The organism is Pseudomonas sp. DWRC2-2, assembly GCF_049897885.1.
GTDB classification, from domain to species: Bacteria; Pseudomonadota; Gammaproteobacteria; order Pseudomonadales; family Pseudomonadaceae; genus Aquipseudomonas; species Aquipseudomonas azotoformans_A.
This window is the reverse complement of the sequence record NZ_JAFCXD010000001.1, coordinates 1131918-1145148: the sequence shown is the minus strand read 5'-3', so window position 1 is coordinate 1145148 and position 13231 is coordinate 1131918. Positions and strand designations below refer to the sequence as shown.

The following is a 13231-nucleotide window of genomic DNA, read 5'->3' as shown; positions in this document are numbered from 1 at the left end:
GCCTATAGGATGTCAACAACCAGCAATGGGAACACCTTAGCGATGCGAGTTCACCGCCAAAAACTAAAATATCGACACAAATCAAGCTTTTTTCTTGACCTAGAGGTGAGAGTCAATAGCTGAGTTTCGGCTTATATACTGCGTGGCTTTTCCGCCAATAATAACAAATTTAACTCTAGATGATTGGTTGATGAGCATTGTGAACTTTAAACCGTAGCTGAGAGGTAGGTTTCGTGCAATAATTCATGTTATTAGCACCGCATAGTAGCATCAGCTACAAGGAAGTCTAGGCGATGATATTACCCGATATGGAAGCAAGTCTCGAGAGCACCTACGAAGACAATACATACTCTGGTACTGCAACTTTCTTGTATTCTTCGAAGATTGCTGGAGACGTGAATCTCGAAGGGATGTGCGAAATTCTTGCTGAATCTGATGCCTTTAGTTTCGCGTTAACCAGCAGTGGAAAAATTTACTTTACAGAAGACAACAGGCTTCGATCACAACAGTTAAGCATTGAGTCAACAATAACCGAACAAGGCATGACTGTATCTGGGCATAACGATTTTCTCAAAGCGAACTCGGGCGACTCCAACTCCTATGCTTTATCTTTAGCTCTCGATTTGCTCTTGTCTGACAAGCGCTTGTTCAACTCTGCATATGGCTTTCCCACAGAAAGCGCTAGAGTATTCATGCGTCCAATTGCAATCAGATGTGAAGGAGACGAAGCTCATGAGCTGCTCATTCCTTATATTAGAGTTTACACGGGCGGCATAATCAGTATTTCGTTGCCAACCATTGCTGGTTTTGAAGAGTGTTCGACTCAAAGAATAGTACGTATCGAAGTCAATAAGTCGCAACGAAACCTTACATCAGTATTGTGTGAAAGAGAATTGCACTTAGCGTGCACCGAATGTCAGATGGCCCAAATGTCTCGGAGGGAAAGAATTGTTCAGCGAGAAGCATTTGAAACCATCATGGGTGCAGCGTTGAACACTCCGGGAGAAATGGAGTTCGTAGGCGAGCGTCTAACTGTCTACGAACTTGTACACACCGATCAACTTACTCTAACAGATATAGCGCGAAATTTGTTATCGGTGGTCGCGCGCACCATTGCGGCAGGTTCCGTTCAAACTCGCATCAGATGGTATGGTAGCCAGTACAAAGACGACTCCATAGGACAACACTGGCGTGGCAAACCGATACTTTACATTAGCTCACATACCAATCAAAAATGGAGTTCATCCGAAAACTGGTCTACCCACAAACAGCTAGTCAATAGCGTAATGGCTCGAGCCTTTCTAACGGATAAGATAACTCATGCCGATTTAAATCATAAGGATATGAGGAACTTTGACGACTACAATAACTTTTATTCCGAGCCTGTATCATTAATGTTGGCGTCCTCGCAGGTAGAGGATTTTGTCGAGCAACATTGCTCTTACACCTTCAATAACTTAACCTCCGACATTCAAGTGCTGAATGAAGCCTCGCACTTCATACAAATATATTATTCTTACGCTTCCCTAGGGCTAGACAAATGCAAGACAGCAATAGACGTTGCCCGCATCGAGCTAGATATACTGGGATTTGAGGAGACTCTCTTGTCTGCGCATAAATATGGAGAAATCGCCAAATATATCGAGGAGGTTCAGAAAGGCGACCAACTAGCTACGATTTACAAGCTGCTGCATAAGAAGATTGAAACTGTTCGCAAAGCCCTTGAGTTAGACGATAAGATCAAATCAGAATCTTACACGCGCCGAATCACAATGATATTCGGAATTATTGCTTCTGCCACGCTATCACCTGAGTTGATGCAGCCAGTCGCGAAATACTTTGATGCGGCCCCGGAAAACGGCGATCTTGCAAAACTATACGGTATAGGCGCTTCAGTAATTGTTGTAGCAGGGTTATTAGTTCTCAGTCACTACACTTTCAAACTGAAAGACTGGATTATAAAAAATTTGAACGTGCGTTGATTTTCCAGAAACTATCCCCGTTTTTTCGGAAGTTACACAAATTGGGGGAGCAGTCGCTTGTGAGCGGCTGCTTTAGGCAGTAAGCAGTCGGTTACGTACACTGCCGTCCACTTTTAATGGCTTCTTAACTAGCCTTTACCGTCCACAGCTGATCCACCTTCGTGGTGTAGCTCTGACTCATCAGCTCCCGACGCATCGCCCAACCTGGCGCCACCGGGACACTGGCAACTCGTAGAACACCCTTTCCCCAGCGACCATTGATCTCGTCCAAAACGCTCATCACTTTGTCTGCCATCGTAGGCTGAGACTTAGCGAACAGATCATCGGTGAACTCGCCAGGCTGGCGGAGATCCATCAGCAGAACCTCCGCTTTGCTGTACTTGAAGCCCGGTCGAAAGAGACGATTTACCGCTTCTGTAGCAGCCTTGGTCATGAGTCGAACATCGTTTGTCGGGTAGGGTAGTTCGACGAGTGCGCCATTCGCATATTTCGCTTCCTCGGGATTGAACATGCCGGTGCGAATGCTCACGCGGATCTTCTTGCACAGCGAGTTTTGCGCTCGGAGCTTTTCCGCTGCGCGCTGGGTGTAAGTAGCTACCGCCTCCTTGATTGGTTCAATGTCGGTGAGGCGTGTTCCGAACATCCGACTGCAGCAGATTTCCTGTTTGGGTGGGTCAGCCTCACCTAGTTCGAGACAGGGTGTACCAGCGAGCTCTCTAGCGGTCTTCTCAATAACAACACTGAATTTCTGGCGAAGCATCCAGGCATCGGCTTTCGCTAAATCCATTGCCGTCCTGATCCCCATCCCCTCCAGATGCAACTTCATTCGTTTGCCAACACCCCAAACCTCTCCGACGTCGGTATTACGTAGCGTCCAATCGCGTTTGAACGGATCGCAGAGATCGACCACGCCGCCAGTGATGTCCGGCAGTCGCTTGGCGGTATGGTTGGCGAGCTTGGCCAGCGTCTTGGTGCGTGCGATGCCTACACCGACAGGAATGCCTGTGCGTTTGAGAAGCGTGGATCGCATGTGCCGTCCGAATGCAGACAGATCTACAGGGACGCCAGTGAGATTGGCAAACGCCTCATCAATGCTGTAGACCTCTAGCGCTGGCACCAGCGACTCAATGATCGTCATGACCCGCTCACTCATGTCGCCATAGAGCGCGTAATTACTGCTGAAGGCCACGATCCCATGCCGGCGTAGATGGTCTTTGATCTGGAAGTACGGCTGGCCCATTTTCACAAAGGGTTTGGCGTCGTAGCTGCGCGCAATCACACAGCCGTCGTTGTTCGAGAGCACCACGATGGGTGTCTTGGCTAGGTCTGGTCTGAAAACGCGCTCGCAGCTCGCGTAAAAGCTGTTGCAGTCAATCAGCGCGAATACTGGCTCAGGTGTTGTCATGATCACGGACGCTGTATTTCACCACTCCCCAGATTACAAGATCGTCGCCTTCCATCACATGTCTTGCTGGATATTTTGGATTTTCGGAAAGGAGGATCACGGTGTTGTCTCCCAAATGCAGGCGCTTGCAGAATGGCTCGGAATTGAGAGCTGCGATGACGATATCTCCACTGACCGGATCTACGCTTCGATCAACAACCACCAGATCCCCGGAATAGATACCTGCGCCCTGCATACTGTCTCCGTCGATCCTCACCAGGTACACGTGCGGGGCTCGAATATCGAACAGCTCATCAAGGGAGATGTGCTTTTCGATGTGATCAGCCGCAGGGGAGGGGAAGCCTGCCGGCACCCTGGATGAATAGAGAGGAAGCTTTCTACCGCCAGACGCGAGAGGGCCCAGGATGGTGATGCTCATGATGCAAGCCTTAGGAGGTTAACTGTACATGCATACAGTTAACGATTTGGTTCGCTTGCGGTCAATCTCTTAGGTACGACAATTCGACGGGTGACACCATGTGCGGACGCTACTCGATCTACGAGTCGATGGATCACTACCTCAAGGAGCTTGCGCCAGAGCAGTTGGTGATCAACGGCTACGATCTTTGGCCAGTGGAGCGATACAACGTCGCACCCTCTACTCGCGTGGAGATTATTAGGACAGTGGACGAGCAGCTCAGCATTGATAAGGTGAAGTGGGGGTGGTCGCCATTTTGGGCGAAAGGAAAGCGTCCTGACCCGATAAATGCCAGGGTTGAAACGGCCATGACTGGGAAATTCTTCAGTCAGCTCTGGCCAAACGGTCGCGTCCTCGCACCGGCAAACGGGTGGTTTGAGTGGGTCAAAGATCCGGCTGACTCAAAGAAAAAGCAGCCTTACTTCATTGCCCTGAGGGATCAAGCTCCAATGTTCTTCGCTGGTTTAGCTGAGGTTCACCAGGGCCTGGAGCCAGACCCACATGACGGCTTTGTCATCATCACTGCCGCCAGTGATGAAGGGATGGTCGATATCCATGATCGCAAACCGCTGGTTCTGGCCCCTGAGCATGCCCGCGAATGGATTGCCCCAGATACTTCAGCTGATCGCGCGCGTGAGATCGCCATTGAGAACTGCAGGCCTGCTGGCGATTTTCGGTGGTACAAGGTAAGCAAGGCTGTGGGTAACGTTAGTAATCAAGGCCCAGAATTAGTTAAGCCGCTCGCAGGGGCGTCAGACGTCGAAGAATGATTAGCGGGCGCCGTACATGTCGTGATGTTGATGGGAGACAGCTGCGACGCTGTTAAGCCTTTCAACTCAGTTGGTGACCCTAGGACATGGGCATCATTCGTGTGGCCTGACATAAATTAAGGAAAAATATGTTCAGCAAGTCTCAGATCATAACCATCCCAGTCCTGATTTCATCTGTACTTTTACTCACTGGGTGCCCGCCACCGGCTTCTTTCACCCAATGGAAACGCGCTTCTACCACCGTAGAGGGCGTTAAAGCCGCAATGGCAGAATGTGGCGACCCTGTAGCAGGGCCACAAAACCATTTCCCAATAAACGAACAAATAATCCACTTTCAGTGCATGCAGCGTCTCGGTTTTATTCGAAAAGACGGCTTTGAATACTGCGACATAATGAAGAATATGCCGGCCTGCGTTGAAGAAAGGCAGGGCAGTCCGCTCAGCTTGTCCCAGCTCGAAGCGTTACCGTTTGTTGAAGATGAAGCATTTCACCCAATCAAGCCTAATTCAGGCCGGGATGAACGTATGCAGGTCTCATGGCGTAAAGCGGGAGCATCACGCCATTTTTCATTCAAGGTAGCTAATGACAGCGAAGCCCTGCCAGTGATGTATGCGTGCGGCTATGCAAAACCACTCGGGTCAAATCTAGATGTCGCAAGCATCGGACGCACAGCACAAGTGCAGCGTTGCATGATTGATCATGGCTTTGAGCCCAATAACAAAATTATGCTGGTTTGCCAGATTTACCCACAAGTGACGGGCTGTTCGTCGACAACTCCGCCGAGTTGATGCAGGCAGAGAGCAGGGCGGAGACCAGCGCTTTCAACGTGTCCGAATGTATCGCGTCTGCGATCACTGACCCAGCTCCTTCAGACGATCCGCTGCAATGTGCTCAATCGCCAAATATAGTGCCTCAATCGACGCTGGTGTGACGGCACGCGCGGCGGCCAGGCCTTCGACGAAGCCATCAGCGCTCACTTGCTCACGATCCAAGGTCTGTGCATCTGCCGCAATTATCAGCCGCCCCAAATGCGTCATGGCGTGATCACGGATAAGTGGCGGCAGATTGAACAAGCCCAAACCGTTTAAAATACTCATGCGTCTACTCTCGGCTGGTCAGCAGGTAAATCGTGCAGCTCACTCCAAGAGTGTTTGGCTAATGGACTGGCCAAAACAAAGAGGCTCGCATGCCGGAGAGACTTGCGCGCTTCATTGACGAACTGCCGCACGTGAAAATTTGAGCGATTGACGTAATAACCTCCATGGCCCCACCTTTCATGGCAGGGACGCAGCGATTGGTGTAGACGGTCGAAGCCTATGTTTTTTTCTGGTGCATTCAAGAGAATAGTGCTCGGATCTCGACGGTGAACAACGTGGCTTGCTTTTGGGTCAAGGCACCGTCTTTGACAAAGTGAGCTAGCCATCCGTACAAGCGCTCCACGCTGCCATCTGAGCGCTTGGCCAATTGATTGCCGAGGGCCAAGACCATACCGCGAACACGGAGCTCTCCACGAATCGCGGTTTTTTCGTAATCCAACGCGTCCATGATGCGCTCGATCAGCGCGGCCTCGATGAGATGTTCGCGATGGAAGATTGCCAGTTGTTCCTGGAGTAAGTGTGATTCTAAATCCGGGTCAAGTACGCCAGTAAACATGGGGCATCCGTCAGTGGTCAAAGGTTGGAGTAAGACAGCTGGGCTAGTCGGGCGCTACAGCACTTACGATTTCATCCATGCTGACTCAAAGCCGATGATCAGGCGTAGGTTGAATTCGCGACCGAGCTGGGGGGTTATGACCTCGCAGGCCACCAAAGTGTCCAGAAAACCGATCAACTGGTTAAAAAGGCTCTTCGAGTTGTGCAGCTTCAGGGCTTGAACGCGGTAAGCATCGATGTGATGGCGCAATCGAGAGCGCAGGTAGTCGGGGTCTGAAAGGGATATCAGGTCATTAAACCATTGCTGGGCGTTGTCCAGCGCTAAGGGATTGGTGAGGGGCTTGTCCATGGAAGTAGGCCTAAAGTTGAAAATGTGTAGGAGGAACTCCGTTGACCGCATGGGTGGGTCTTCAGTGTAGGCGACTCCGGCTCCAGCACTCATAAAAAAAGCCCCCAATTCCTAGCTTAAATGTGGTGCCTGATGAACGTAAGCTGCGTTGGAAGGTGCTGGTTTGGGTGCAACTACATTGAGGGTTTCGTGCACGTCTATAAAATATTTTCAAATTGCAAGGGCTCGACAATGACTCTCGGCATTAAAGAAGAAATTTCTCAATGGCCAACGCGATAAAAACGACCCATGCCATTAACAAAAGAGAAGTGATAGCAACCCAATGCTCGCCCATAGACTCCATTCCGCTCATGCGTATCCAGCCTTGGAGGATAGCGAAAACTTTATTTTTTTGTCTGTAGGATATTGACCATGAGACCTAGCTTGATCCGCACAGCAAAGGGCCTGGTGGGTGTCGAAATCAAATATTATTTGAGCCGTTCAAAAGGGTTAGAAAATGGGAAGCATATTTTAAAGGTACGCAATCGTCAGTTTCCCTCATAAGGGCTTTTCACTCCCATCCGCCGTTGGCAGGCCTTGTCCGGCTCGAATAATTCAGGTTGATGCGCGAAGGTGTATCCCTGGATGCTTACTGGTTCGAAAAGAAAAAATGTGCTGCATCCGTTTGAGATCCTCCTCCGTACATTCAGTACCCGTCATTCGATGGGTCGACGAATCAAGGAGACGCGCCATGCACAATTTCATGAAACGCATTGTTATCGCTTGCTTCACCCTTCTATGCCTCAACACGGGTCTCAGCTTTGCAGCGGACACCGTGATGGTCGGCGGCGCTGCAATGTATCCGAATAAAACAATCGTTGAAAACGCGGTGAACTCGAAGGATCACACGACCCTCGTAGCAGCTGTAAAAGCCGCCGGGCTTGTGGATACGCTCAATAGTAAAGGGCCGTTCACAGTGTTTGCGCCTACCAATGAGGCTTTCGCCAAATTGCCTGCTGGTACAGTGGATACGCTGGTCAAACCAGAGCACAAGGCAGACCTAACGAAGATCCTGACTTACCACGTGGTGGCTGGCACTTATACCGGCAAACAACTGACGGATGAGGCCAAAATGCACGGTGGTAAAGTCGTGCTGAAAACCGTGCAAGGCGAGTCACTCACGATCTGGGCTCACGACGGCAAGCTGTGGGTGGAGGACGCTAAGGGTGGCAAGGCGGCTATCACGATTGCGGATGTCATGCAGTCCAATGGTGTCATTCATGTGATCGACACTGTTTTGATGCCGAAGTAGACGTCCTTTTCTCGCGGACTCTTGCTAAGGAGTCCGCGTTCATAAGTCACAGGTTGAGGTTAGGTTCTTTGTGAGACTAGGAGTTAGCCTCAATGCACGGAGCCCATTCGGCGACATCTCGATTACCTTCGATGAGTAAAAGGCTATCGACAATAGGTTGGGGCCGTAAAATAACTCATTCTGACAAGCTATTTGCTTTACCTGTACTGGTTGCGGCCACCAGCTTTAGCTGTATATAGCGCAGCGTCAGCTACTTCAACCAGTTGATGCGATTCACTGAGACTCTCGCGCTCGGCGATGGCGATTCCTATGCTGACTGTCACACGTCCCAGTGGGCATTTTGGATGAGGGATATTTTCCTGGAGTAATCTATCAAGAATCAATTCTGCAATTACCATGGCGCCAGGGTAGTCTGTGTTTGGCATGATGATAGCGATCTCTTCACCGCCATAGCGTGCGACTAGATCTGGTGGGCGGCGTACACATTCCTCTAGAACTCTGCTGACAGTGCGGAGGCAGTCGTCGCCTGCGATGTGCCCGAGGGAATCGTTGAACAGCTTGAAATGATCGATATCGATCATCAACAAAGCTAAAGAAAAGCCATCTCGCTGAGCCCGCCGAGCCTCCATCGAAAGCGTCTCATCAAAACACCTTCTGTTCGCCAGTCCGGTCAAAGCATCCTTCATCGCTAACAGTTCTAACTGTCGATTAGAAGCCATGAGTTGCTGCTGAGTGATCCGTAATTCCGCTTCTATCTTGATGCGTCGATTAATGTGTTGAATGAGCAGCCAGCAGATTGTCGCAGTGATTGCCATGAGGCTACCGACCACTACGAAGGACAGCGTCGATTCCATACGCCAACCCGCTAATGCCTCCTGCTTGCCCAGAGCAACAGTGGTAATCAACGGTTGTTCGTCGCTCTTGCGAAAGGCATAGAGGCGATCAACACCGTCTAGGCTTGACGTAAACGAGGCTGTGCCTACGGATTGATCAACCAGATATTGCATGTATAGAGGTGACTGAGAAAAGTTGCGACCCATGTCTTCCTCGCGAAAGGGATAGCGCACCAGGAGCGCTCCGTCACTTGCAGACAGTCCAATAGCCCCATCTCGGCCCAGATCGATTTTTCCAAACAGCTTAAGAAAGTTTTCGACTCCTAGGGTCACTGCGACCACCCCAGCAAACGCTCCATGAGAGTCGTTGAAGCGACGACTTATAGTAATGACCCACTCCTGATTTGACCTGCTGCGAATAGGCGACCCGATGAACGTTTCTCGTGAGGGATTATCTCGGTGATGTATGAAGTACGCTCGATCACTACTGTTTGCGCCGCTGGGTATAGGCCGGTTTGACGACAACAGCCAGTGGCCTTGTCGGTCGTAAATTGTGATGCCACTCAGTTGAGGCATTAACGGCTGCTGTCGGTCAATAAGAGCAGCAAGGCGCTGAATTTGAAGAGGTTCGCTACCTTCCGTTTCGAGCCTTTCTACTAGCCCCAGTAAAAGTAGTGAGCTTTGCCTTACGATGCCTTCTGAATAAGTAGTCAGTGCCTGAGCGAGATTCAAACCATGCGTGTCTGCTTCTTGCAAGGCTCTGTCCCTAGAGGCCTCAACTCGCCAGATGGTCAGCGATGCGAGGGAAATGCCAATGATAGTCAAAAGCAAAATAACGAGGTGGATGTCGCGCTTCACATCATTTCCTTATGAAAGAGCTTACCTGCGTAAAAATAGCCTGCCATTTAGAAAGAGTCAGCATACTGATTGAGCTATTTCATAAAAAGTTTTCTCCATGAAATAGCCATGTCGATACGTTTGTATAGGCAAAGGGGGGAGTGAACAGATCAGGCTGCGAATGTCCTTTATTTCTTTAGCTTAGCCGCAAGAGATTTGTGCCAATCCGAATAGCATGTATTTTTTACAAGACACTGATTTAGGTCGCCGGAACCGTCATGCCACCACACAGGCCCTCGTTCACCCAGCTCAATCTTGGCTTTTTGAACCCTAGCTCGCGCGGCCTTCAGCTTGATTTCATTTCCTGACGCTTTGGCGGTCTTGATTTCGCGACGCGCGTCCATAAGCTCGTTAACCAACTTCTGCCGAGCGTCTTCTGGTAATGACGGGTTACTGCAGCGCCAGAGTTTACCGTTCACCACAAAATAGCGGCCATCGGGTGTAGTCGGATACATCGGTGAGGCTCCAAAGTGCTCGTTCGCCAGTCGTGTTTCGTCTCTAGCATCAGCTCGCATTGGTGTTGAATGGCAACGCCTTCTTAGCTGGTTGGCACTTCCCGCGAGTGCCAGCTACATAGTTATGCATCAGTGAGTTGTGCCCACGTGAGATTCGCAATACCCCCCACAACATAGAAATTGCTATCGACATCCATGCGGCGAGGATGCTGAAGATTGTCATTGCAAGGCTCATAAAATTCTCCAGATGCTTTGTCGCCCTCTATCCTCCTAGTAGGTGACCACATTGCCTTGAGCGGGATTCCATTTATTACTCAGAACGTTCGCTTCCAGGCCGATCAGTTTATGCATGTTTCTTTTTTGGTGTAACGTACCAGTACATTTAGAAGAGGTTTCCAATGTCCAAACTCGCAGAATTCCGCCAACTCGAAAAGCACCTCGCCGAGCAGCTTCAGGCGCTTGAAGCTCTAAAAGGGGATGCCGGCCTTCAGAAGGAAATTGATTTCGAGAAGAAGCTACGTGATTTGCTCGCAAAGTATGGCTACAGCTTGAAGGATGTGATCAACCTGCTTGATCCACATGCAGGCCGTCGCGCTCCATTATCTGAGCCTAAAGCCACGCGCAAGGCTCGTCAGGTGAAGGTTTATAAGAACCCACACACCGGCGAAACTATTGAAACGAAAGGTGGTAACCACAGGGGCTTGAAAGAGTGGAAAAGTGAGCACGGCGCAGCGACTGTAGAATCCTGGCTGAGCAAGTGATCCTGGATTGAATCGGGGGCCTTTGTAGGCCCTTGTTTGATTTCAGCTTTTGCTGCGCCGGCAACGCTCTGAGCAGTAACGTACCTCCTCCCAGCAGCGCGCCCATTTCTTCCGCCACGCGAAAGGGAGGCCGCAGGTTGCGCAGGTTTTGACTGGAAGCTCACTCTTTTTCAAAATCCCCTGCCTTCATCCATTTCTGCGAGCAGCCACTGTCCACGTTGCCACAGCGCCTGCTGTTTGGATTCATCCATACGGTCGAGGTTTTTATAAATCATGGCCATGCGCTGATTGCCGCGAAGGCGGTCGCCGTGGCGCATCAGAAAGTGCCAATAGAGCGAGTTGAATGGGCAGGCGTCGCCTGTCGTGCTTTCGCTTACCTTGTAATCGCAGCCTCGGCAATAATCAGACATACGCTTGATGTATTGCCCGCTCGCGCAATAGGGTTTCGAGCCTAGATATCCGCCGTCTGCGTGCATAACCATGCCGAGTGTATTGGGCAGCTCCACCCAATCGAAAGCGTCCATGTAGATCGCCAGATACCACTCACATATCTGACTCGGTGCGATACCTGCCAGCAGGGCGAAATTGCCAGTCACCATGAGGCGTTGAATGTGGTGAGCGTAGGCATGCTCAAGGCTCTGGTTGATTGCTTGGCGCATGCAATTCATCTGCGTGTCGCCCGTCCAGTAGAACTCTGGGAGCGACCGCGTATTACCGAACGCGTTGCCATTGGCATAGTCAGGCATCTTCAGCCAGTAGACGCCTCGGACATACTCCCGCCAGCCGATCAGTTGTCGGATAAAGCCTTCGGCCGCGTTCAGCGCGATGTTGCCTGACAGGTATGCCTCCTCCACATCACCGCACAGCTGACGAAGATCCAGCAGTCCAATATTCAGCGCGGCGCTTATTCGGGCATGAAACAGGAACGGCTCGTTACTGGCCATCGCGTCCTGGTAATCACCAAAGGCTGCCAGGCCCCAGTCGAGGAAGTAATCCCAGAGGGCCTGAGCTTCGGCATGGGTTACCGGATAGTCGAATGTGTCGAGCGTGCCGTAGTGGCTTGCGAAATTTTTGGCAACTAACGCAAGAACATCTCGAGTAATTGCGTCAGGAGTAAAGCGCGCGGGTGATGGAGGTCTTACGCCCCTGGGTAAAGCCTTTCTGTTTTCCGCATCAAAGTTCCACGCCCCTCCGACTGGGCTGCCGTCCCCATTGAGTAATAGCCGGCTCTTACGGCGCATCTCGCGATAGAAGAACTCCATGCGTAGCTGCTTTTTGCCATTCGCCCAAGTAGAGAACTCGGCACGGGAGCAGAGAAAGCGAGAATCCAAATGCCATTTTATCGCTAAACCACAGTCCTTTATCGATTGCTCCAAGCGCCAGTCGCCGCACTCGGTGATGTGGATTGCATCCGGTCGTAAGAGTGCGTGCCACCGCTCTAACTCGCGAGACACCGATCCAGTATTTTCTGGGTCATCAAGCTTGACGTACCGCACCTTGACTCCCCGTTGCTGCAACGCCTCGGCGAAGTGGCGCATAGCACTGAAGATGAGGGTGATCTTTTGCGGATGATGAGGAACATGGCTGGCTTCCTCCATCACCTCGACAAGCAGCACCGTATCGCGCTGTATATCCAAGCCCTGCAGTGAAGCAAGATCGAACGAAAGCTGATCACCCAAGATCAGTCGCAGGCTGCTAGCGCTGTTCATGATTACCTCTGGCAGGCGCCGTCTTGCTGTCTGGGTCGCGTTTGGTATCAGGCACTACGCATCCCTCATCGCAACACCGAGCGCTGCCATCAGGATGGGGCAGCCATGCTAAATGGGGACGCAAGCGGCAAAATAGGCGATAGCCAAGGTTTAAAAGTGGCCTGGTCAACCGCCATGATAACGGCGCGGCCCAGATACCAAGGCCCGCAGCTCGCCAGCTCCATAGCGTAGCGCCTAAGCCAGTGACCCAGGTTCCATCGCCCAGCCTGGCGTGCAGTATCGACTGCATTTCAACGAGCGTTAGCCCAAGAGATTTTGCGTCGAAGGCACCATCGCTGATATCAACGAATAGAATGCGATTAGGCGAGGCCCGCTCCCTTAGGAGCTTGATCTCCCGGGCGCAAAGAGGGCACTCGCCGTCGAAATACAGCGTCAGCGGCCATCGCTCATTCTTGTACAACTACTGATACCTTGTATAAGTTTTCAGACAAGATATGCTCAATAAACTTCGATGACAACCGGGCCTAATCCTCGAAAGGAAATCAGGTTCCAAACGGTGCCTGCTCGGGGATTTCAGGTTGGCTTCTGGGGCTGGAGCCAAGACATGTGGCCACGGTAGCTTGCCGACTTGATGGTGACGTTCGTCGCCTCACTGCTTTTCGTTCGTCTG

General features: G+C 51.1%; 15 protein-coding genes. 5 read left to right on the top strand and 10 right to left on the bottom strand.

Translation table 11 applies throughout. The annotated features are described in order from the left end of the window. Nucleotides 1-293 precede the first annotated feature (293 nt). Nucleotides 294-1982, top strand: a complete 1689-nt coding sequence (locus tag ACP7EW_RS05620; protein WP_426215841.1) for a hypothetical protein — start codon at nt 294-296, stop codon at nt 1980-1982. 124 nt (nt 1983-2106) lie between these two features. On the opposite strand, the gene umuC is transcribed toward ACP7EW_RS05620, so the two are convergent. Together umuC and ACP7EW_RS05610 are read right to left on the bottom strand one after the other, a co-directional pair. Beyond that, the gene (umuC, locus tag ACP7EW_RS05615; RefSeq protein ID WP_426215839.1) at nt 2107-3387 is read right to left on the bottom strand and encodes a translesion error-prone DNA polymerase V subunit UmuC; all 1281 of its coding nucleotides are present in this window, start codon (nt 3385-3387) and stop codon (nt 2107-2109) included. Then, nucleotides 3374-3805: a LexA family protein gene (locus tag ACP7EW_RS05610; RefSeq protein ID WP_426215837.1), complete on the bottom strand. Its 432-nt coding sequence runs from the start codon at nt 3803-3805 to the stop codon at nt 3374-3376. The genes umuC and ACP7EW_RS05610 overlap by 14 nt, the downstream gene beginning before the upstream one ends. Before the next feature lie 98 nt (nt 3806-3903). On the opposite strand from ACP7EW_RS05610, the gene ACP7EW_RS05605 reads away from it, so the two are divergent. Next, entirely contained in the window at nt 3904-4614 is a 711-nt protein-coding gene (locus tag ACP7EW_RS05605) for an SOS response-associated peptidase family protein (protein WP_426215835.1), read from the top strand. Between the two features lie 128 nt (nt 4615-4742). Then, entirely contained in the window at nt 4743-5402 is a 660-nt protein-coding gene (locus tag ACP7EW_RS05600) for a hypothetical protein (protein WP_426215833.1), read from the top strand. A 63-nt stretch (nt 5403-5465) separates the two neighbouring features. Here ACP7EW_RS05600 and ACP7EW_RS05595 read toward each other — a convergent pair whose 3' ends face one another. The 3 genes from ACP7EW_RS05595 to ACP7EW_RS05585 form a co-directional block, all read right to left on the bottom strand. Next, nucleotides 5466-5711: a hypothetical protein gene (locus tag ACP7EW_RS05595; protein WP_426181027.1), complete on the bottom strand. Its 246-nt coding sequence runs from the start codon at nt 5709-5711 to the stop codon at nt 5466-5468. A 238-nt stretch (nt 5712-5949) separates the two neighbouring features. Beyond that, nucleotides 5950-6267, bottom strand: coding sequence for a hypothetical protein (locus tag ACP7EW_RS05590; protein WP_426215831.1), 318 nt, complete (start codon nt 6265-6267; stop codon nt 5950-5952). A gap of 63 nt (nt 6268-6330) precedes the next feature. After that, entirely contained in the window at nt 6331-6615 is a 285-nt protein-coding gene (locus ACP7EW_RS05585) for a hypothetical protein (protein ID WP_426215829.1), read from the bottom strand. A 730-nt stretch (nt 6616-7345) separates the two neighbouring features. Between ACP7EW_RS05585 and ACP7EW_RS05580 the strand changes: the two genes are divergently transcribed. Next, nucleotides 7346-7906 (top strand): fasciclin domain-containing protein, encoded by a 561-nt coding sequence (locus ACP7EW_RS05580; protein ID WP_426215827.1) that lies wholly within the window; start codon nt 7346-7348, stop codon nt 7904-7906. Between the two features lie 197 nt (nt 7907-8103). On the opposite strand, the gene ACP7EW_RS05575 is transcribed toward ACP7EW_RS05580, so the two are convergent. Continuing rightward, on the bottom strand, nt 8104-9597 hold the full coding sequence (locus ACP7EW_RS05575) for a sensor domain-containing diguanylate cyclase (protein WP_426215825.1): 1494 nt from the start codon (nt 9595-9597) through the stop codon (nt 8104-8106). A gap of 167 nt (nt 9598-9764) precedes the next feature. Beyond that, the gene (locus ACP7EW_RS05570) at nt 9765-10091 is read right to left on the bottom strand and encodes a hypothetical protein (RefSeq protein ID WP_426215823.1); all 327 of its coding nucleotides are present in this window, start codon (nt 10089-10091) and stop codon (nt 9765-9767) included. 398 nt (nt 10092-10489) lie between these two features. Between ACP7EW_RS05570 and ACP7EW_RS05565 the strand changes: the two genes are divergently transcribed. Beyond that, nucleotides 10490-10852: a histone-like nucleoid-structuring protein, MvaT/MvaU family gene (locus tag ACP7EW_RS05565; RefSeq protein WP_426215820.1), complete on the top strand. Its 363-nt coding sequence runs from the start codon at nt 10490-10492 to the stop codon at nt 10850-10852. A 42-nt stretch (nt 10853-10894) separates the two neighbouring features. Here ACP7EW_RS05565 and ACP7EW_RS05560 read toward each other — a convergent pair whose 3' ends face one another. Genes ACP7EW_RS05560 through ACP7EW_RS05550 form a run of 3 tightly spaced genes read right to left on the bottom strand, consistent with a single transcriptional unit; the run spans nt 10895 to nt 13021 of the window. After that, entirely contained in the window at nt 10895-11026 is a 132-nt protein-coding gene (locus ACP7EW_RS05560; protein ID WP_426215818.1) for a DUF2256 domain-containing protein, read from the bottom strand. Next, nucleotides 11023-12561, bottom strand: a complete 1539-nt coding sequence (locus ACP7EW_RS05555) for a cryptochrome/photolyase family protein (protein WP_426215816.1) — start codon at nt 12559-12561, stop codon at nt 11023-11025. The genes ACP7EW_RS05560 and ACP7EW_RS05555 overlap by 4 nt, the downstream gene beginning before the upstream one ends. After that, entirely contained in the window at nt 12548-13021 is a 474-nt protein-coding gene (locus ACP7EW_RS05550) for a thiol-disulfide oxidoreductase DCC family protein (RefSeq protein WP_426215814.1), read from the bottom strand. The genes ACP7EW_RS05555 and ACP7EW_RS05550 overlap by 14 nt, the downstream gene beginning before the upstream one ends. Between the last annotated feature and the right edge of the window lie 210 nt (nt 13022-13231).

Coding starts and splice junctions, on each gene's coding strand:
- ACP7EW_RS05620 (WP_426215841.1), top strand. CDS start 294: ATGATATTACCCGATATGGAAGCAAGTCTCGAGAGCACCTACGAAGAC.
- umuC (WP_426215839.1), bottom strand. CDS start 3,387: ATGACAACACCTGAGCCAGTATTCGCGCTGATTGACTGCAACAGCTTT.
- ACP7EW_RS05610 (WP_426215837.1), bottom strand. CDS start 3,805: ATGAGCATCACCATCCTGGGCCCTCTCGCGTCTGGCGGTAGAAAGCTT.
- ACP7EW_RS05605 (WP_426215835.1), top strand. CDS start 3,904: ATGTGCGGACGCTACTCGATCTACGAGTCGATGGATCACTACCTCAAG.
- ACP7EW_RS05600 (WP_426215833.1), top strand. CDS start 4,743: ATGTTCAGCAAGTCTCAGATCATAACCATCCCAGTCCTGATTTCATCT.
- ACP7EW_RS05595 (WP_426181027.1), bottom strand. CDS start 5,711: ATGAGTATTTTAAACGGTTTGGGCTTGTTCAATCTGCCGCCACTTATC.
- ACP7EW_RS05590 (WP_426215831.1), bottom strand. CDS start 6,267: ATGTTTACTGGCGTACTTGACCCGGATTTAGAATCACACTTACTCCAG.
- ACP7EW_RS05585 (WP_426215829.1), bottom strand. CDS start 6,615: ATGGACAAGCCCCTCACCAATCCCTTAGCGCTGGACAACGCCCAGCAA.
- ACP7EW_RS05580 (WP_426215827.1), top strand. CDS start 7,346: ATGCACAATTTCATGAAACGCATTGTTATCGCTTGCTTCACCCTTCTA.
- ACP7EW_RS05570 (WP_426215823.1), bottom strand. CDS start 10,091: ATGTATCCGACTACACCCGATGGCCGCTATTTTGTGGTGAACGGTAAA.
- ACP7EW_RS05565 (WP_426215820.1), top strand. CDS start 10,490: ATGTCCAAACTCGCAGAATTCCGCCAACTCGAAAAGCACCTCGCCGAG.
- ACP7EW_RS05555 (WP_426215816.1), bottom strand. CDS start 12,561: ATGAACAGCGCTAGCAGCCTGCGACTGATCTTGGGTGATCAGCTTTCG.